The organism is Pseudomonas silesiensis (assembly GCF_001661075.1).
Lineage (GTDB): Bacteria > Pseudomonadota > Gammaproteobacteria > Pseudomonadales > Pseudomonadaceae > Aquipseudomonas > Aquipseudomonas silesiensis.
The window spans coordinates 3,353,824-3,372,059 of the sequence record NZ_CP014870.1 but is presented as its reverse complement, the minus strand read 5'-3'; the positions used below and the strand labels follow the sequence as shown (position 1 = coordinate 3,372,059).

General features: G+C 60.0%; 12 protein-coding genes. 7 read left to right on the top strand and 5 right to left on the bottom strand.

Features of this window, described 5'->3' with window-relative positions; translation table 11 throughout:
* The first annotated feature begins 109 nt into the window (after nucleotides 1-109).
* Nucleotides 110-2,191, top strand: a complete 2,082-nt coding sequence (locus PMA3_RS15005; protein WP_064677892.1) for a putative bifunctional diguanylate cyclase/phosphodiesterase — start codon at nucleotides 110-112, stop codon at nucleotides 2,189-2,191.
* Between the two features lie 226 nt (nucleotides 2,192-2,417).
* Nucleotides 2,418-3,164 carry an SDR family oxidoreductase gene (locus tag PMA3_RS15000; protein WP_064677891.1) on the top strand — a complete coding sequence of 249 codons (747 nt, stop codon included), beginning with the start codon at nucleotides 2,418-2,420 and terminating at the stop codon, nucleotides 3,162-3,164.
* 120 nt (nucleotides 3,165-3,284) lie between these two features.
* Here the strand turns inward: PMA3_RS15000 and mapR are convergent, their stop codons facing one another.
* The 3 genes from mapR to PMA3_RS14985 form a co-directional block, all read right to left on the bottom strand.
* Complete coding sequence (gene mapR, locus PMA3_RS14995) at nucleotides 3,285-4,694, bottom strand: GntR family transcriptional regulator MpaR (protein WP_064677890.1); 1,410 nt, start codon at nucleotides 4,692-4,694, stop codon at nucleotides 3,285-3,287.
* A gap of 111 nt (nucleotides 4,695-4,805) precedes the next feature.
* A complete protein-coding gene (gene ccoG / locus PMA3_RS14990; protein WP_064677889.1) occupies nucleotides 4,806-6,236 on the bottom strand; it encodes a cytochrome c oxidase accessory protein CcoG in 1,431 nt (476 codons plus the stop codon).
* A gap of 196 nt (nucleotides 6,237-6,432) precedes the next feature.
* Entirely contained in the window at nucleotides 6,433-6,666 is a 234-nt protein-coding gene (locus tag PMA3_RS14985; RefSeq protein ID WP_064677888.1) for a DUF3203 family protein, read from the bottom strand.
* 128 nt (nucleotides 6,667-6,794) lie between these two features.
* Here PMA3_RS14985 and PMA3_RS14980 point away from each other — a divergent pair, with 128 nt between their 5' ends.
* A complete protein-coding gene (locus PMA3_RS14980; protein WP_064677887.1) occupies nucleotides 6,795-7,304 on the top strand; it encodes an MgtC/SapB family protein in 510 nt (169 codons plus the stop codon).
* Nucleotides 7,305-7,359: 55 nt separating this feature from the next.
* On the opposite strand, the gene PMA3_RS32830 is transcribed toward PMA3_RS14980, so the two are convergent.
* Nucleotides 7,360-7,527: a hypothetical protein gene (locus tag PMA3_RS32830; protein WP_167355119.1), complete on the bottom strand. Its 168-nt coding sequence runs from the start codon at nucleotides 7,525-7,527 to the stop codon at nucleotides 7,360-7,362.
* A 218-nt stretch (nucleotides 7,528-7,745) separates the two neighbouring features.
* Between PMA3_RS32830 and PMA3_RS14975 the strand changes: the two genes are divergently transcribed.
* From PMA3_RS14975 to PMA3_RS14960, 4 genes are all read left to right on the top strand, one after another.
* Nucleotides 7,746-9,740, top strand: a complete 1,995-nt coding sequence (locus PMA3_RS14975; protein WP_064677886.1) for an alpha-1,4-glucan--maltose-1-phosphate maltosyltransferase — start codon at nucleotides 7,746-7,748, stop codon at nucleotides 9,738-9,740.
* A gap of 222 nt (nucleotides 9,741-9,962) precedes the next feature.
* The gene (treS, locus tag PMA3_RS14970; protein ID WP_064677885.1) at nucleotides 9,963-13,304 is read left to right on the top strand and encodes a maltose alpha-D-glucosyltransferase; all 3,342 of its coding nucleotides are present in this window, start codon (nucleotides 9,963-9,965) and stop codon (nucleotides 13,302-13,304) included.
* A gap of 2 nt (nucleotides 13,305-13,306) precedes the next feature.
* Nucleotides 13,307-15,538 carry a 1,4-alpha-glucan branching protein GlgB gene (gene glgB / locus PMA3_RS14965; protein ID WP_064677884.1) on the top strand — a complete coding sequence of 744 codons (2,232 nt, stop codon included), beginning with the start codon at nucleotides 13,307-13,309 and terminating at the stop codon, nucleotides 15,536-15,538.
* 475 nt (nucleotides 15,539-16,013) lie between these two features.
* Entirely contained in the window at nucleotides 16,014-17,027 is a 1,014-nt protein-coding gene (locus PMA3_RS14960) for a hypothetical protein (RefSeq protein WP_064677883.1), read from the top strand.
* Between the two features lie 93 nt (nucleotides 17,028-17,120).
* Here PMA3_RS14960 and PMA3_RS14955 read toward each other — a convergent pair whose 3' ends face one another.
* Nucleotides 17,121-18,188, bottom strand: coding sequence for an autotransporter domain-containing protein (locus PMA3_RS14955; protein WP_064677882.1), 1,068 nt, complete (start codon nucleotides 18,186-18,188; stop codon nucleotides 17,121-17,123).
* Nucleotides 18,189-18,236: the final 48 nt, after the last annotated feature.

The window sequence follows — 18,236 nt, the reverse complement described above, 5'->3', positions numbered from 1 at the left end:
TGGCCTTTTGCTAATTTTGTCAGTGCGTTCTTTTGCCCATTGGGTACAATCGCCGGATTTTCCCCCTCGAGAATGGAAGCAGTACGATGGGGCGGTCGCGAGAAGTCCCATGCTTATTGGTACCTATTCCCCCACACTGGTTATCATCTCGCTCTGCGTAGCGATTCTCGCTTCCTATACCGCGCTCGACCTCACCGAACGCATCGCCACGGCCAAAGGTCGCGCCGTGCACTTATGGACCGCGGGCGGCGCCTTTGCCATGGGCACAGGTGTGTGGTCGATGCATTTCATCGGCATGCTCGCGTTCAAACTGCCCATCGAGCTCGGATACGACGTCAGCCTGACCTTGCTGTCACTGCTGATCGGGATCCTGTCCAGCGGCTTCGCCTTGTGGCTGGTCAGTCAGCCGCGGTTGCCCGCCTGGCAACTGGCATTCGGTGCGTTGGTCATGGGCGCCGGAATCAGTGCCATGCATTACACCGGCATGGCCGCCATGCGCATGCAGCCGGGTATCGATTACGACCCGACGCTGTTCGGCGCATCGCTGCTTATTGCCGTCGGTGCGTCAGGTGCCGCGTTATGGATCGCCTTCCGCCTGCGCCAGCACAGCCCTTATGTGATCCTGATCCGTGGCGGTGCGGCGGTCATCATGGGGATGGCCATCGTCGGCATGCACTACACCGCCATGGCCGCGGCGCGCTTCGCCGACGGCAGTTTCTGTGGCGCGGCCATCGACGGCTTGAACGGCAAGGGCCTGGACAACCTGGTGCTGATCACCACCCTGGCCATATTGACCATTGCCTTGCTGACGTCGGTGCTCGATGCACGCATGGAGACGCGCACGGCCGGCCTGGCCCAATCGCTGACCGAAGCCAATCGCGAACTGACCCAACTGGCCCTGCATGACACCCTGACCGGCCTGCCGAATCGGGTGTTGCTGGCTGACCGAATCGATCAGGCGATGTCGAAGGTGCAGGAGCGGGGCGGTTGTTTTGCGTTGATGTTCATCGATCTGGACGGGTTCAAGCCGGTCAACGATGCCTTCGGTCATCACATGGGCGATCAGTTGCTGCGCGCGGTCGGCCTGCGGCTGCGCGAGGAGTTGCGCAGCCAGGACACCCTGGCACGGATCGGTGGCGATGAGTTCGTGCTGCTGGTGCAACTGGGCGAGGAGAGCGACGCCTTGAACCTGGCGGCCCGCCAGGTCGGATTGATCGGGCGCCCCTTCCAGGTGGCCGAACATGACCTGCAGATCTCAGCCAGCGTCGGTATCACGATTTATCCCGGTAACGGCTACACCGCTGAAGAGTTGCTGATGAACGCTGACGCGGCGATGTATCACGCCAAGGGCACCGGGAAAAACGGCTACAGCTTTTTCGATGTATCGATGAACAGCAACGCCCGCAAACAGCTGCAACTGCTGCAAGACTTGCGCAATGCACTGGAGCAGCAGCAGTTCAGTCTCCATTACCAGCCCAAGTTCGACGCTGCCAATGGCCATCCGGTCGGCGCCGAAGCGCTGCTGCGCTGGGAGCACCCGACCCAGGGTATGCTGCTGCCGGACAAGTTCATCGACCTGGCGGAGAAAACCGGGCTGATCATTCCCATTGGCAGCTGGGTGCTCAATGAAGCTTGCCGGCAGATGCGCGAGTGGTATCTGCTCGGTTACACAGACTGGCGCATCGCGGTGAATCTCTCGGCCTTGCAGTTCTGCCACGTCGGCCTGGTGCAGAGCGTCGCCAAAGCCCTGGCCACGCACCATTTGCCGGCCAACAGCCTGACCCTGGAAATCACCGAGACCACCGCCATGTACGACGCCGATGTGAGCATGACGGTGCTACAGGCGTTGTCGGAAATGGGCGTCGACCTGTCCATCGATGACTTTGGCACCGGTTATTCGAGCTTGATGTACCTCAAGCGCCTGCCTGCCAACGAGCTGAAGATCGACCGTGGGTTTGTCCGCGACCTGGAACACGACAGCGACGACGCCGCCATCGTTTCAGCCATCGTCGCCCTCGGCCAGGCGTTGGGTTTGCGGATCGTCGCCGAAGGCGTGGAAACCGGGGTGCAACAGGACTTCCTGACGAGACTCGGCTGCGATGCGTTGCAGGGCTACCTGCTCGGCCAACCGCTGCCGGCGGCGCGCTTCATGGCGGATATTCTGCGCGGCGAGCAACTGGCTGCCGGTTAAGCAGGCGCTGCGATGTACCTGCTGCACCGCGTAACCGTTCTTCGCCCTGTAGGAGCGAGCGGTGCGGCGATCCGACTTGCCCGCGAAGCAGACGCCGCGGTGCATCTGTTAGACCGCGTTATCGTTCTTCGCCGGCAATCCTGGCTCCTACAGGTCATGCAAAAATCGACAATGACGGTTATTCTTTGCTCCGACTGCTTACGCTTGAAACGGGGGAAACGCCAGCATGGATAAAGTCATCGTCATCACCGGCGGCAGCCGCGGCATCGGCGCCGCCACTGCCTTGTTGGCCGCCGAACAAGGCTATCGGATCTGCATCAACTATCTGGCTGACGAAGAAGCAGCCCAGACAGTGCTCGAGCAAGTCCGCGCCCTCGGTGCCCAAGCCATTGCGATACGCGCCGACGTCAGCATCGAAGACGAAGTGATCGCCCTGTTTCAGCGGGTGGACAGCGAACTGGGCAGGGTCACGGCCCTGGTCAACAACGCAGGCACCGTCGGGCACAAGTCCCGGGTCGAGGAAATGTCGGAATTCCGCATCCTCAAGACGCTCAAGACCAACGTCCTGGCGCCGATCCTCTGTGCCAAGCATGCGCTCCTGCGCATGTCGCCCAAACATGGCGGGCAGGGCGGCAGCATCGTCAACGTGTCCTCGGTCGCCTCGCGCCTGGGATCACCCAACGAATACGTGGACTACGCGGCGTCCAAAGGGGCATTGGACAGCTTCACCATCGGCCTGGCCAAGGAAGTGGCGGGCGAGGGCATTCGTGTCAACGCCGTGCGCCCGGGATTCATCTATACCGACTTTCATGCATTGAGCGGCGATCCGGACCGGGTCAGCAAGCTGGAATCGGCGATCCCCATGGCGCGGGGCGGGCGGCCGGATGAAGTGGCGGAGGCAATTGTGTGGTTGTTGTCGGATAAGGCTTCGTATGCGACGGGGACGTTCGTTGATCTGGGGGGGGGCCGTTAAGGTTGCAGATTTGCGTGGCCTGACCCGGCCTCTTCGCGAGCAAGCTCGCTCCCACAGTTGACCGCGCACCCCTGTGGGAGCGAGCTTGCTCGCGAAGGCGGTTCAAACGACATCTGACGATCAGAATGACCTGACAATCCTGCCCAACGTCTCCATCGCCTTCTCTGCAGCCTCATCCCAGGGGCTGCCATAGTTCAGCCGAATACAATTCCTGAACCGCTGCGCCGGTGAAAAAATCGGCCCCGGCGCAATGCTGATCCCTTGCGCCAAGGCCATCTGGAACAACTTCAACGAATCCATCTGTGCCGGCAATTCCAGCCACAAAAAATACCCGCCGGCCGGCTGACTGACCCGAGTCTGTGCCGGGAAATAACGTGCAATGGCAGCGAGCATCGCGCTTTGCTGTTCCTCCAGCGCGTAACGCAGTTTGCGCAGGTGCCGGTCGTAGCCGCCGTGTTGCAGATAATCGGCTATCGCTGCCTGAGCCGGCATTGACGCACACAGAGAGGTCATGAGTTTCAGCCGCTCGATCTTCTGCGCATAACGCCCGGCGGCAACCCAGCCAATGCGGTAGCCAGGGGCCAGGCTCTTGGCGAAGGAGCCGCAGTGCATCACCAACCCTTCAGTGTCGAAGAACTTGGCCGGTTTCGGTGCCTGTTGGCCGTAATAGAGCTCGGCGTAAACGTCGTCTTCGATCAGCGGCACTTGATGACTGCGCAGCAGCTCCACCAGTTCGCGCTTCTTGGCTTCGGGCATGGTCGCGCCCATGGGGTTCTGGAAACTGGTCATGCACCAGCACGCCTTGATCGGGTGGCGCTCCAGGGTTTGCGCGAGCACGCCAAGGTCGATGCCGTCACGCGGGTGCACGGGGATTTCCACGGCTTTGAGCTTCAAGCGTTCCAGCACTTGCAGGCAGGCGTAGAACGCCGGCGCCTCGATGGCCACCAGGTCGCCAGGCTCGGTGACGGCTTGCAGGCACAGGTTCAGGGCTTCCAGCGCGCCGTTGGTGATCAGCAGTTCTTCCATGGGCAGCATCAGCCCGCCGACCATGTAGCGCAGGGCGATTTGTCGGCGCAGCTGCGGGTTGCCCGGGGACATGTCGGTGACCACCATGCGCGGGTCCATGTCCCGTGTGGCACTGGCCAGGGAGCGCGACAGACGTTGTAGCGGGAACAGGGCAGGACTGGGGAAGGCCGAGCCGAAGGGGACGGTGTTGGGGTCCTTGATCGAGTCGAGGACGGAAAACACCAGTTCGCTGACGTCGACTTCGGTGGATTCGTTGACCTGGCTGCTGATCACCGGCTCGGAAAACGGGCTCGGGGCATGGGCGTTGACGAAGTAGCCGGAACGCGGCCGGGCGCGGATCAGGCCGCGGCGTTCTAGCAGGTAATAGGCCTGGAACACCGTGGATGGGCTGACGCCGTAGGTCTGGCTGGCGTAGCGCACTGAAGGCACACGCTGGCCGGGGCCGAGGACACCGGAGCGGATCAGTTCAGCGATGTCGTCGGCGAATTTTTCGTAGCGTTTCATCGGGTGCCTGGAGGGGTGTCATTCAGAAATATCGAGGTGATTTGTTCGCGGGCAAGCCTCGCCCGTAGGAGCGAGGCTTGCCCGCGAATAGCAGCACCGCAGTCTAAGGGATCATCTGTTCATCGGCGCAACAAAACGGCTCTTGCCCACGCTATAAATATCGGGCTCATCACCGTCGACAATCTGGAAGCTGATGGTCTGCGAGCTGCTGCTCGGCCGTTGCGCCGTCATCGCCACCGACACTGGCACATCGACGATCTCACCCGGCGCCAGGCTCAGCTCGGTCTTGCCCTGGAGCTGGAAGCCGTCGCCATCGACCAGGGTCAGGCGGTAGTCCTGCCGCTGCTGAGTCTTGTTGATCACCTTCAAGCTATAGATGTTTTCAATCTGACCCTGACTGTTCTCCCGAAACAGACCCCGGTCCTTGCTCACGTCCAGCGACACCATCGGCCGTTCTACCAGCGCCAGGGCGAGGGCGCCGATCATTATCAGCAGCACGGCGGTGTAACCGATCAACCGTGGCCGCAGCAGCCGGGTCTTGCCCCCCTGCAATTCATGCTCGGAGGTATAGCTGATCAGCCCACGGGCATAGCCCATCTTGTCCATGATCGAATCGCAGGCGTCGATGCACGCGGCGCAGCCGATGCACTCCATCTGCAAACCATCGCGGATGTCGATACCGGTGGGGCAGACCTGCACGCAGAGCTGGCAGTCGATGCAATCGCCAAGTCCGACTTCTACCGGTGCCACCTCGCGCTTGCGTGGCCCACGGTGTTCGCCGCGGGCGACGTCGTAGGAAATGGTCAGGGTGTCTTTGTCGAACATCACGCTCTGGAACCGTGCATAGGGGCACATATGCATGCACACCGCTTCACGCAGCCAGCCGGCGTTGATGTAAGTGGCGCCGGTGAAAAACAGCACCCAGAACAGGCTCACACCGCCCATCTGCAGGGTCAGCAACTCTTCGGCCAAAGGCCGGATCGGCGTGAAGTAGCCGACAAAGGTCAGGCCGGTCAGCAGGCTGATGGCCAGCCACAAGGTGTGTTTGATCGAGCGCCGGAACAGTTTGTTCAGGCCCCAGGGGGCCGCTTGCAGCTTGATCCGCTGGTTGCGTTCACCCTCGGTGATCTTCTCGCACCACATGAAGATCCAGGTCCAGGAGCTCTGGGGGCAGGTGTAACCGCACCAGACCCGCCCGGCGAACACGGTGATCGCAAACAGGCCGAACGCGGCAATGATCAGCAGTGCCGAGAGCAGGATGAAATCCTGCGGCCAGAAGGTCGCGCCGAAGATGTGGAATTTGCTTTCGGAAAGATCCCAGAGCACCGCCTGGCGGCCGCCCCAGTTCAACCACACGGTGCCGAAGAACAGCAGGAACAGAAAACCGGCGCCGCTCATGCGCAAGGTGCGGAACAGGCCGGTGAAGCTGCGGGTGTGGATCAGGTTGTCGCTGGACTTGGCCTTCATCTTTGGACGCGAAGGCTCGTAGCTTTGTACTGGCGGGACGCTTTCCAGGGTTCGGACGGGGATTCTATCGCTCATGGTCTGTCGCTCATCAGCCTCCATCAGGCGGGAGCACTATGAGCGCCGATCTGTTTGCATAACAGACTCAGCTATTGCAATAAAAAGCGGATCAGATGGGCTGGAGGCCGCTGCCTGCGACAACTTGAAGCAGCTGGCGCAGCGCGATCCCGACGCCTGTATCAGGCGCCGGGGAGGCGTTCTCGATGCGGATCTGTCAAATCACCGAATCACTGTCGGTGGCCTTCAAATGCCTGCGACCGTCCACGGCACCTGCTACGGTCAATGCATCGGCTTCGGCTTCGGTGATGTAGATGTGCTGACCATTGATGTCTACCGCCGACATAGCCTTTTCAGGGTCAGTGATAACAGTGACATCGGGGCACAGGCGAATTTCTTCGCCGTTCTCGGTGGTAAAAAAGCAGGTCTGGTTTTCGATGCGTACCGTCATGGGAGGTGTCCTTTTTTTGGCGGGTTCTAGACTGTTAGGGCGTCATGGGCGGACATCGTTCTGTGCAACCGATTAATGGTCGCCGCGGTCCATCCTCCAATCGAGCCATTCATTACAAGGACTGCACCATGAACGCCTGGTGGCATGAGGTTTGGGTGACCCTGCAAGCGGAGTTCGCCGACATCACGGATGCATCACAGCTGACCCGCATTACCGTGCGACTGTTGATGGCTGCGCTGCTGGGCGGGATTCTCGGTTTCGAACGCGAGCAGAAGGGCAAGGCCGCCGGGGTGCGCACCCACATGCTGGTGGCGCTGGGGGCGGCGCTGTTTGTGCTGGTGCCGCAGATGTCCGGCTCCCAGGCCGACGCCATGAGCCGGGTGGTACAGGGCGTAATCGCCGGGATCGGTTTTCTCGGGGCCGGGACCATCCTGAAAAACCAGGAAGGCGATGAAGGCCACGTCAGGGGCCTGACCACCGCCGCCGGCTTGTGGATGACCGCGGCCATCGGCGTTTCAGCCGGGTTGGGACGCGAGGCGACGGCGGTGCTCAGTACCTTGCTGGCCTTGATGATCCTGGGTGTGATGCCGAAGATCGTGAAACTGCTTGATAAAAACGGTGACGAGGATAAGCCCTAGCGCAGTAGATCGTTCCCTCGGCACCAGCGTGGCAACGATCATTGCGCCGGGGCTTTTACTCGGGCGTGACGATCACCGGCGGCATCGTGTCCGGTGGTTCTTCCCGCGGCGGCGGGGTGGTGCCCGGCGGCTCCTGCTCAGGCACCGGTTCCGGTTCGGTCGGTGGAATCGTCGGGTCATCGATGTTCGGATCGGGTGTTTTAGCCGGGACGGGAATAACCATCGTTGAAGCCTCCTTGTGGCACATGGCGTAAGACGTGCTTAAGTAGGTTGACCCTTGCACAAACGAATTGATTCCCGCGAAGACTCAAGCAAATCCCCGTGAACTTTTACCCGCGCCCGTCGCTCGGAACCTAAGTGAGTTCATTCCGGGGCCGATGGCCCTGCGGGAATGGCAACCAAGCACAAGAGCGTCCATGGGGCGTAAAGGAGAGATGCTCGATGACTGCTGAAAAACCGACAGAGCTCAACTACAACCCGCATATGCCGCTTTCGCAGGCTTTACTGCTACCGCGCATCGCAATCGAAAACACCATGCCGATCCTCGATGGCGGGCAGTTTGCTGTCAAGGCCGTGGCGGGGCAGGACGTGGTGGTGACCAGCAAGGTGTTTGCCGATGGCCACGATCAACTGGCCGTGCGAGTGCGCTGGCGTGCCGATGGCGACGAGACATGGCAAAGCGAGGTCATGGCCAGCCTGGGCAATAATGGCTGGAAGGGCCAGTTTCATGTGGTAGAGCAGGGCCGTTACGTGTTTTGTATCGAAGCCTGGATCGACCAGTTCGCCAGCTTCCGCTATGAACTCGAGAAAAAGCATCTGGCGGGCGTGCCCGTCAGTCTGGAATTGCAAGAAGGCCGCAACCAGGTCCAGCAAGCGGCGGAGCGTGCGGAAGGCCAGCTGAGCGAAGACCTGGCGGCGCTGCACCATGAATTGTCCGGGCTGCTCGAAACCGAGCAGGTCGCGCTGTTCATGCACCAGCGTAGTGCCGAGTTGATGGCCCAGGCCGATCACCGCGCCTATTTGAGTCTCAGCCCCGAATATCCGCTGGACGTCGAGCGCGGATTGGCGCAGTTCGCCAGTTGGTATGAATTGTTTCCACGCTCGATCACCGATGACCCGGCCCGCCACGGCACCTTCAACGATGTGCACTCGCGGCTGCCGATGATCCAGGACATGGGCTTCGACGTGCTGTACTTCCCGCCGATCCACCCGATCGGCCGCAGTTACCGCAAAGGGCCCAACAACTCCCTCACCGCCGGCCCGAATGATCCGGGCAGCCCCTATGCCATTGGCAGCGAAGAGGGCGGGCACGAGGCGATTCACTCGGAGCTGGGCACGCGCGAAGACTTCCGCCGCCTGGTCGCTGCTGCCGCTGACCACGGGCTGGAAATCGCCCTCGATTTCGCCATCCAGTGTTCCCAGGACCATCCGTGGCTCAAACAGCACCCGGGCTGGTTCAACTGGCGGCCGGACGGCACGATCAAATATGCCGAAAACCCGCCGAAGAAATACCAGGACATTGTCAACGTCGACTTCTATGCCACCGATGCGATTCCCAGCCTCTGGGTGGAATTGCGCGACATCGTGGTCGGTTGGGTCGAGGAGGGCGTGAAGATCTTTCGCGTCGACAACCCTCACACCAAGCCGTTGCCGTTCTGGCAATGGTTGATCGCCGATGTGCGGGCGTTGCACCCGGAAGTGATTTTCCTCGCCGAAGCCTTTACCACCCCGGCGATGATGGCGCGACTGGGCAAGGTCGGTTACACCCAGAGCTACACCTACTTCACCTGGCGTAACACCAAGGCCGAACTGGCGACCTATCTCACCGAACTGAACGAATCGCCGTGGCGCGAGTGCTATCGGCCGAACTTCTTCGTCAATACGCCGGACATCAACCCGGCGTTCCTGCATGAAAGCGGGCGCGCCGGTTTTCTGATTCGCGCGGCCCTGGCGACCATGGGCTCCGGCCTGTGGGGCATGTATTCGGGGTTCGAGCTCTGTGAAGCGGCACCCGTGCCGGGCAAGGAGGAATACCTCAACTCCGAGAAGTATGAAATCCGCCCACGGGACTTCACCGCACCGGGCAATATCATTGCCGAGATCGCCCAGCTCAACCGGATTCGTCGACAGAACCCGGCCCTGCAGACGCACCTGGGACTCAAGGTCTACAACGCCTGGAACGACAACATCCTGTATTTCGGCAAACGCAGTGCCGACGGCAGCAATTTCATTCTGGTGGCGGTGAGTCTGGATCCGCATAACGTCCAGGAAGCGAATTTCGAATTACCGTTGTGGGAAATGGGATTACCCGACGACGCCAGCAGCCAGGGCGAGGACCTGATGAGCGGCCATCGCTGGACATGGCACGGCAAGGACCAGTTCATGCGAATCGATCCGGCGCATCTGCCGTTCGGGATCTGGCGCTTCACTGTTTAAACGCAGAACCTGTGGGAGCGAGCTTGCTCCGGGCGGCGATCCGACGATGGCGGCGGGCCAGGCAACAATAATGCTGAATGTGGGCCAGGCAACAATAATGCTGAATGTAATGCCGCTATCGTCGGATCGCCGCCCGGAGCAAGCTCGCTCCCACAGGATCATCATCGCGTTCAAGACCGGGGACCGGTCCAGTGGCTTTACTGAATTCAACAGGAGTTTCAAATGGCGAAGAAACCCAAGGCAGCCACCTTTATCAAGGATCCGCTCTGGTACAAGGATGCAGTGATCTACCAGGTACACGTCAAATCGTTTTTCGACTCCAACAATGACGGGATCGGCGACTTTCCCGGTCTTATCGCCAAACTCGATTACATTGCCGACCTCGGCGTCAACACCATCTGGCTGTTGCCCTTCTACCCCTCGCCACGGCGCGACGATGGCTACGACATCGCCGAATACCGAGGCGTGCATTCCGACTACGGCACCATGGCCGATGCCAAGCGATTCATTGCCGAGGCCCACAAGCGTGGCCTGCGGGTCATTACCGAGCTGGTCATCAACCACACTTCCGATCAGCACGCCTGGTTCCAGCGCGCACGCAAGGCCAAGAAAGGTTCGGCGGCGCGGGATTTCTACGTCTGGTCCGATGACGATCACAAATACGACGGCACCCGCATCATCTTTCTCGACACCGAGAAATCCAACTGGACCTGGGATCCAGTGGCCGGCCAGTACTTCTGGCACCGCTTCTATTCGCACCAGCCGGACCTGAACTTCGACAACCCGCAAGTCATGAAAGCCGTGCTGTCGGTCATGCGTTACTGGCTGGACATGGGGATCGACGGTTTGCGCCTGGATGCGATTCCGTACCTGATCGAACGAGACGGCACCAACAACGAAAACCTGCCCGAGACCCACGACGTCCTCAAGCAGATTCGTGCCGAAATCGACGCCAACTACCCGGACCGCATGCTCCTGGCCGAAGCCAACCAGTGGCCGGAAGACACCCAGCTGTACTTTGGTGACACCGACGCCAAGGGCCTCAATGGCGATGAGTGCCACATGGCTTTCCACTTCCCGTTGATGCCGCGCATGTACATGGCGCTGGCCCAGGAAGACCGTTTCCCGATCACCGACATCCTGCGCCAGACCCCGGAAATTCCGGCCAACTGTCAGTGGGCGATTTTCCTGCGCAACCACGATGAACTGACGCTGGAAATGGTCACCGACAAGGAGCGCGATTACCTGTGGAATTACTACGCGGCCGACCGTCGGGCGCGAATCAACCTGGGTATTCGCCGCCGCCTGGCGCCGTTGATGGAGCGCGATCGCCGCCGCGTGGAGCTGCTCAATAGCCTGCTGCTGTCGATGCCCGGCACGCCGACCCTGTATTACGGCGATGAAATCGGCATGGGCGACAACATCTACCTCGGCGACCGCGACGGTGTGCGCACGCCCATGCAGTGGTCGATCGACCGTAACGGCGGCTTCTCCCGCGCCGACCCGGCCAGCCTGGTGCTGCCACCGATCATGGACCCGCAATACGGCTACCTGTCGGTCAACGTCGAAACCCAGGCCGGCGACCCGCACTCGCTGTTGAACTGGACACGACGCATGCTCGCCGTGCGCAAGCAGTCCAAGGCCTTCGGTCGCGGCACATTGAAAATGCTCTCGCCGAGCAACCGCCGGATCCTGGCGTATACCCGTGAATACAGCGGGCCTGATGGCAAGTACGAAATCATCCTGTGCGTCGCCAACGTCTCGCGCAGCGCGCAAGCGGCGGAACTGGACCTGTCCGCCTACGCCGGCATGGTGCCGGTGGAGATGCTGGGCGGTAACGCCTTCCCGCCGATCGGCCAGCTGAATTTCCTGCTGACCCTGGCGCCTTACGGTTTTTACTGGTTCGGACTCGCTGCGGAGAATCAAATGCCCAGCTGGCACGTAGAACCGGCGCAAAGTCTTCCGGACTTCACGACGCTGGTACTGAAAAAACGCATGGAAGAACTGCTCGAAGCGCCGTCACGCGGCACGATGGAGCAGGGCATCTTGCCCAACTGGTTGCAAAACCGCCGTTGGTTCGCGGGCAAGGACGCGGCCATCGACAAGGTCCACCTGGCCTACGGCGTGCGCTTCGGTGATGCGCAGCATCCGGTGCTGCTCAGCGAAATCGAAGTCACCAGCGGCGGCCAGACCAGTCGCTACCAATTGCCGTTCGGCTTCATTGCCGATGATCAGGTCGGCCCTGCGTTGCCTCAGCAACTGGCGCTGTCTCGGGTGCGACGCGGACCACAGGTGGGTTTGATCACCGATGCGTTCGCCCTGGAAAACTTCATCCGCGCGGTATTGCAGGGTATGCAGAACAATACCCTGCTGCCTTCGGACGGTGGCGAGATCCGTTTCGAAGCCACCGACGAACTGGCCAGGCTTGGCCTCCCGGCTGAGCCGGAAGTGCGTTACCTGTCCGCCGAGCAGTCCAATAGTTCGGTGGTGGTGGGCAGCAGCATGGTGCTCAAGCTGATCCGCAAAGTGGCGTCGGGTGTGCACCCGGAGCTGGAAATGAGTGCGTACCTGACCGAAGCCGGCTTCGCCAATATTTCGCCGCTGCTGGGCTCGGTGATTCGCCGCGATGGGGCGGGCGAAGACAATCTGTTGATGATTGCCCAGGGCTATCTGAGCAATCAGGGCGATGCCTGGGAATGGACGCAGAACAATCTGGAACGGGCGTTGCGCGATGAACTGGCCGATGCCATGTCCGAACAGGAGCAGCATTACAACGCCCTCGGCGAGCTGAGGGATTTCGCCGGCATGCTCGGCCAGCGTCTGGGGGAAATGCACCAGGTGCTGGCGGCACCGACCGACAACCCTGACTTCGCGCCGCAAGTCACCACGCAGAAGGAGGCACTGGCTTCGGCCAAGGATGTGGCGGCACAGCTGGAGAACGCCCTGAAGTTGCTCAAACAGCACCAAAACGAACTGAACCCGGCGGACAAAACCCTGGTCACTCGTTTACTGGACAACAAAAAAGCCATTCTCAGCCACGTCCAGGAATTGGGCAAAAAGGCGGCCGGTGGCCTGCGGATCCGGGTTCACGGCGACTTGCACCTCGGGCAGGTGCTGGTGATCAAGGGCGACGCTTACTTGATCGACTTCGAAGGCGAACCGGCGCGCCCGCTGCATGAACGACGTGGCAAACACAGCCCTTATAAAGATGTGAGTGGAGTGTTGCGTTCCTTCGACTACGCTGCGGCGATGACGATCAACGTGCACAACGTCGACAACACCGATGTAGCCCAGGCCGCTCGCCAGCGTGTCGCCGAACGCTATTTGAATGAAGCGCGACAAGCATTTGTCGACGCTTATCGGCTGGCGGCAGCTAGTCTTGCTCATGCGTGGCAAGATCCGGAAGGCGAGGACGCCGCGCTGGCGTTGTTCGGCCTGGAGAAGGCGGCCTATGAGGTGGCGTACGAAGCTGAAAATCGACCCACCTGGTTGCCGGTGCCGCTGCACGGTTTGTATGGGCTTTTGAGTGGGCTTAAACCCTTTTCCGATTTTGATGGAGAGTAGTCATGAGTTTCTCGAACAGGGAACAGGGTCACGCTAAAGAAGCGCTGCTGCCCAAGGCACGGGATATCGATGCTCTGGTACGTGCCGAGCATCATGACCCTTTTGCAATACTCGGCCCCCACGGCGATGGCGCCGGCGGGCAATTCATTCGGGCCTATCTGCCGGACGCCTTGAGCGTGCAGGTGGTGGCCAGGGACTCCGGGGAGGAACTCGGCAACCTCGAGGCCACCCAGACACCCGGGTTGTTTGTCGGCCACTTCGATCGGGCCCAGCCGTATTTGCTGCGCACCCGCTGGGCCGGTGGCGAACAACTGTCCGAAGACCCTTACAGCTTTGGCCCCTTGCTCGGCGAGATGGACTTGTACCTGTTCGCCGAGGGCAACCATCGCGATCTCAGTGCGTGCCTCGGTGCGCAACTGAAGACCGTCGACGGGGTCGACGGCGTGCGCTTCGCCGTGTGGGCACCGAACGCCAAGCGAGTGTCGGTGGTCGGTGACTTCAACAACTGGGACGGTCGCCGCCATCCCATGCGTCTGCGCCATCCCACCGGCGTCTGGGAAGTCTTTATCCCGCGCATGCAAGCGGGGGAGGCCTACAAATACGAAATCCTCGGCAGTCACGGCATCCTGCCACTCAAGGCCGACCCGATGGCCCTGGCCACTTCGCTGCCGCCGGACACCGCGTCGAAAGTCGCTTCACCACTGAACGTCGACTGGCAGGATCAGGACTGGATGCTGTCGCGTGGCGACCGTCATCGCTCGAACGCGCCGCTGTCGATCTACGAACTGCATGCCGGGTCCTGGCAGTGCGAGCTGGATGATTTGGGCGAGGTAGCCCGCCAGTACACCTGGCACGAACTGGGCGAGCGCTTGATTCCGTATGTCAAGGAACTGGGCTTCACCCACATCGAATTGATGCCGATCATGGAGCATCCTTTCGGCGGTTCCTGGGGTTATCAATTGCTCTCGCAATTCGCCCCGAGCGCCCGCTACGGCTCGCCGGATGACTTCGCGGCGTTCGTCAACGCCTGCCACCAGGCGGAAATTGGCGTGATCCTCGATTGGGTGCCGGCGCATTTTCCGACCGATACCCACGGCCTGGCGCAGTTCGATGGCACCGCGCTGTATGAATATGGCAATCCGCAGGAAGGCTTTCACCAGGATTGGGACACGCTGATCTACAACCTGGGCCGCACCGAAGTGCACGGCTATATGCTGGCGTCGGCGCTGCACTGGCTCAAGCATTTCCACGTCGACGGCCTGCGGGTCGATGCCGTGGCCTCGATGTTGTATCGCGACTACTCGCGCAAGGCCGGCGAGTGGGTGCCCAACCGGTATGGCGGCCGGGAGAACCTTGAAGCCATCGACTTCCTGCGTCATCTCAATGATGTGGTCAACCTCGAAGCCCCTGGCGCGCTGGTGATTGCCGAAGAATCCACCGCGTGGCCAGGTGTCAGCCAGAACACCCAGGAGGGCGGCCTGGGCTTCGACTTCAAGTGGAACATGGGCTGGATGCACGATTCGCTGCATTACATCCAGCAGGACCCGGTGTACCGCGCCCATCACCACAACGAACTGAGTTTCGGCCTGGTGTATGCGTGGTCCGAGCGCTTCATCCTGCCGATTTCCCACGATGAAGTGGTGCATGGCAAGCATTCGCTGATCGACAAAATGCCCGGCGATCGCTGGCAGAAATTCGCCAACTTGCGGGCGTACCTGAGTTTCATGTGGGCGCACCCGGGCAAGAAACTGCTGTTCATGGGCTGCGAGTTCGGCCAGTGGCGCGAGTGGAACCACGACCAGCAACTCGATTGGTACCTGCTGCAGTACTCTGAACACAAGGGCGTGCAGAAACTGGTCGGCGATCTGAACCGGCTGTACCGCGAAGAGCCGGCTCTGCACGAGCAGGACGACGCGCCGCAGGGTTTCCAATGGTTGATCGGTAATGACGCGGTCAACAGCGTCTATGCCTTCATGCGCTGGAGCAAGGACGGGCGGCCGGTGCTGGTGGTGGCGAACTTCACGCCGGTACCGCGCGAGGGTTATCGCATTGGTGTGCCGTTTGCCGGGCGCTGGAGCGAGGTGATCAACAGCGATGCTGCAACTTATGCCGGGTCGAACTACGGCAATAGTGGCGGGGCGTTTACCGAGGATGAGCCGAGCCATGGGCAGGCGTTGTCGTTGGTGTTGAATCTGCCGCCGTTGGCGGTGTTGATGTTGCGACCGGAGGGTTAATCTAACACTGCGTCGCGTCTTTCGCGAGCAGGTCGGAACGCCGCACCGTCGATTTCACATTGGATAGATGCCGTACACAAAACCAATGTGGAAAGGCGGTGGGGTGATCCGACTTGCCCGCAATCGCTTCAAGCCTGATGCCGTATCTTCGTTTATATGCCTGAACGGTCGGTGTGCCAGTATGCGGGTATGACGAAGCGCTTGTTGGCATCCCTGCTGACCCTGATCAAAGTGGACTACACATCACAATGCACGAGCTCCACGCTCCTGCCTACTGTAAGAAGTAACAGTGAACTTCGTCGAGGCTGCATACAGCGGGCCTCCATGCTCAACCGTAAATATTCATCTCGTGCGGTACATATGCATTGCGAAAACCGGCTTGTCCGCTGTTGTAATAGCGCTCGTGCGGTAGACCATCATCCGCGCCGTCTATCCTGCTCTTGCGATGGATGTCATTCAACACCAGGATGTTTTTATGGCCCCGAAAATTACTGTTCGCAAACCTCCCATACTCACGCCCCCAACCCGGGCGCCCGAGGATCGAACCCCCGCTCGTGTACGGCAAGACAGAGGCTTCACCAATGATGAGAATGGGCCTGTAGCCAAGGTCCCGCGTGCTGCGTCTACGCACGAGTCTGTACCTGTAGCAGCGGACGGCGAGCCGCTCCAGGCAAGCGTCTCCGTTGCCCCTGCAATCATCGTTACCGATCTGCCGGTTGCAGACGGTGCGCAGATTCGTTCCAGTATGATGCCGTTGGAGCGCTATCAACTCACCCCTCCGGCTCTCCTTCAGCCAGCAGATGCCCAAGGTTTCAGGGCATTGGGAAGACGCCATTACGTCGACTTGGCCCAAGGCGGGATAGCGCTGGTTCGACAAGACCCCTTGACCGGTGTGTATCGGGCGGCCTTGGCATCCGAGTTGGGTCTTGGTCCGACGCTTTTTCTCGATCGCGGGTCAATGACCTGGAGGCATGCGGTCCATTTCAACGAAAATTTAAAAGCGCGCCTTGATTCTATAAAAGACTCACGAAAACGCTTTGATTTTGTTACAAATAATATGAGAAGCGAAATTGGAACATACTCAATTGTGACAAGGTACAAAGACGATAGCTTCACCAATGAATTCCAGCCAGACACGTGGACATTCATGGGGAACTATCGAACGCCCTCAAACACTGACTACTATGCGAACGATGTTGTACGTTACCAATACACTAGAATCGCGAACAAAGAACATTTTTTTGGATGTCTTCCTTCTACGATAGTCAGGTCCTATGTGTCGAATAAAGCCATACTGAAAAAAACAAACAACCTGGAAAGTGGATCTGACGAAATGCTTAACGTATTCCTGAATGAAACGCAAAATGGTCGATCCACACAAAGAATACTGAACGACTTTGGGTTAATCGCTACGAAAGTCGAAGTGAGAGTTGATGAAGACAATGTCACTGACTATCTCATAAAGGTCATGCCTGACCTTTCGAGTTGATACCTGGCCCTGATCAAGGTGGACTGCTTGTTACAATGCCTGTCCACCCGAATCCTGGCTACTGTAAAAAGTAACAGGTAGCACCCGATTTTTTCACCAGCGCATCCGCACCCCCAGACTCCCGATCAACCCATTCAAATCATTGTCATCCACATCACTGCTGTAATCGGCGCTGACGTAGAGACTCATCGCGGGCGTCACCCTGGCCACCAGCCCCAATCCCACTTCGACGGACGATGAATAGCGGCTACTGCTGATCTTGTCGACTTGATCGAGGGTCAGGGTATTGCCGGTGTAAACCGTGTGCCACAAGTTGGTCCGCACGTAAGGTTCGACGGGCAGGCCATTGATGTCATAACTGCCTTTCAACTTTGCACCGACCCGACCGCTCCATGACGTCAGGTCACTGGACGACGGGTCTCTTGAGTCCCGGTTTGGGGTGTCCAGGGTGACCCGTTGATTGATCAACTGCGCCTGGGGTTCAATCACCCAGTTTTCGCTCAGGCCGATCGGGAAACCACCTTCCACCGACAGCGTCACTGCGCTGCCTTCGGCCGCTTGCCGGGCGCCCTGGCCGTCACGGCTGTAACCGTTCACCCGGCCGCCACTGGCGCTCAAGTCCACGTGCCAGCCTTTGGGGCCGGTCAGGCTCCAGTAGGCGCCCAGGCTCTCGCCTTGCAGGTTGAGGGTTTCGGTGTGGGGATCGGCAAGGGCGCGACTGGTCAGCAAGCCATTGGCGGTGCCCTGGAATTGACTCGTGCCGCCGATCAGTCCGACCCGTTGGGTATGACCACTGCCATTTTGCAGGGTGAGGATCGCCGGGCCTTTGAGGATGTTGGCGTCCGGAATGGAATAGCCCTGAGCCAGATAATCGTTTTGTGCCTGCCGCGATGCCTGACCATACAGCTGATCCCAGGCCAACGGCGCGGCATCTTCGACAGTGAGGTGTGAGCTGCGCAAGTCGGGATGGGCATTGAAGCGGCCAGGATCGGTTGCGGCGAGGGCGGGCAAGGTCTGCCGTTGAACCTCCTGGTCATACCAGGGGGTGACTGCTCGACCTTCAGGCGAGGCATGGATTTCCATGGCTGAGCACAGCAGGAGAGAGCCCGAAACCGTGCAAAACGTGAATTTGATCGCTTGTGGGCCGAGTGACTTTTTCATGGCGGTCTTCCTTGCAATAGCATGCCTTATCTCGCTTTGGCGTCTCTC

Bases quoted from the DNA above. Each gene is read 5' to 3' on its own strand.
- PMA3_RS14975 (WP_064677886.1), top strand. From the start codon at position 7,746: ATGACTGCTGAAAAACCGACAGAGCTCAACTACAACCCGCATATGCCG.
- PMA3_RS14960 (WP_064677883.1), top strand. From the start codon at position 16,014: ATGGCCCCGAAAATTACTGTTCGCAAACCTCCCATACTCACGCCCCCA.
- ccoG (WP_064677889.1), bottom strand. From the start codon at position 6,236: ATGAGCGATAGAATCCCCGTCCGAACCCTGGAAAGCGTCCCGCCAGTA.
- PMA3_RS14980 (WP_064677887.1), top strand. From the start codon at position 6,795: ATGAACGCCTGGTGGCATGAGGTTTGGGTGACCCTGCAAGCGGAGTTC.
- PMA3_RS14955 (WP_064677882.1), bottom strand. From the start codon at position 18,188: ATGAAAAAGTCACTCGGCCCACAAGCGATCAAATTCACGTTTTGCACG.
- PMA3_RS14985 (WP_064677888.1), bottom strand. From the start codon at position 6,666: ATGACGGTACGCATCGAAAACCAGACCTGCTTTTTTACCACCGAGAAC.
- PMA3_RS15005 (WP_064677892.1), top strand. From the start codon at position 110: ATGCTTATTGGTACCTATTCCCCCACACTGGTTATCATCTCGCTCTGC.
- glgB (WP_064677884.1), top strand. From the start codon at position 13,307: ATGAGTTTCTCGAACAGGGAACAGGGTCACGCTAAAGAAGCGCTGCTG.
- PMA3_RS15000 (WP_064677891.1), top strand. From the start codon at position 2,418: ATGGATAAAGTCATCGTCATCACCGGCGGCAGCCGCGGCATCGGCGCC.
- treS (WP_064677885.1), top strand. From the start codon at position 9,963: ATGGCGAAGAAACCCAAGGCAGCCACCTTTATCAAGGATCCGCTCTGG.
- mapR (WP_064677890.1), bottom strand. From the start codon at position 4,694: ATGAAACGCTACGAAAAATTCGCCGACGACATCGCTGAACTGATCCGC.
- PMA3_RS32830 (WP_167355119.1), bottom strand. From the start codon at position 7,527: ATGGTTATTCCCGTCCCGGCTAAAACACCCGATCCGAACATCGATGAC.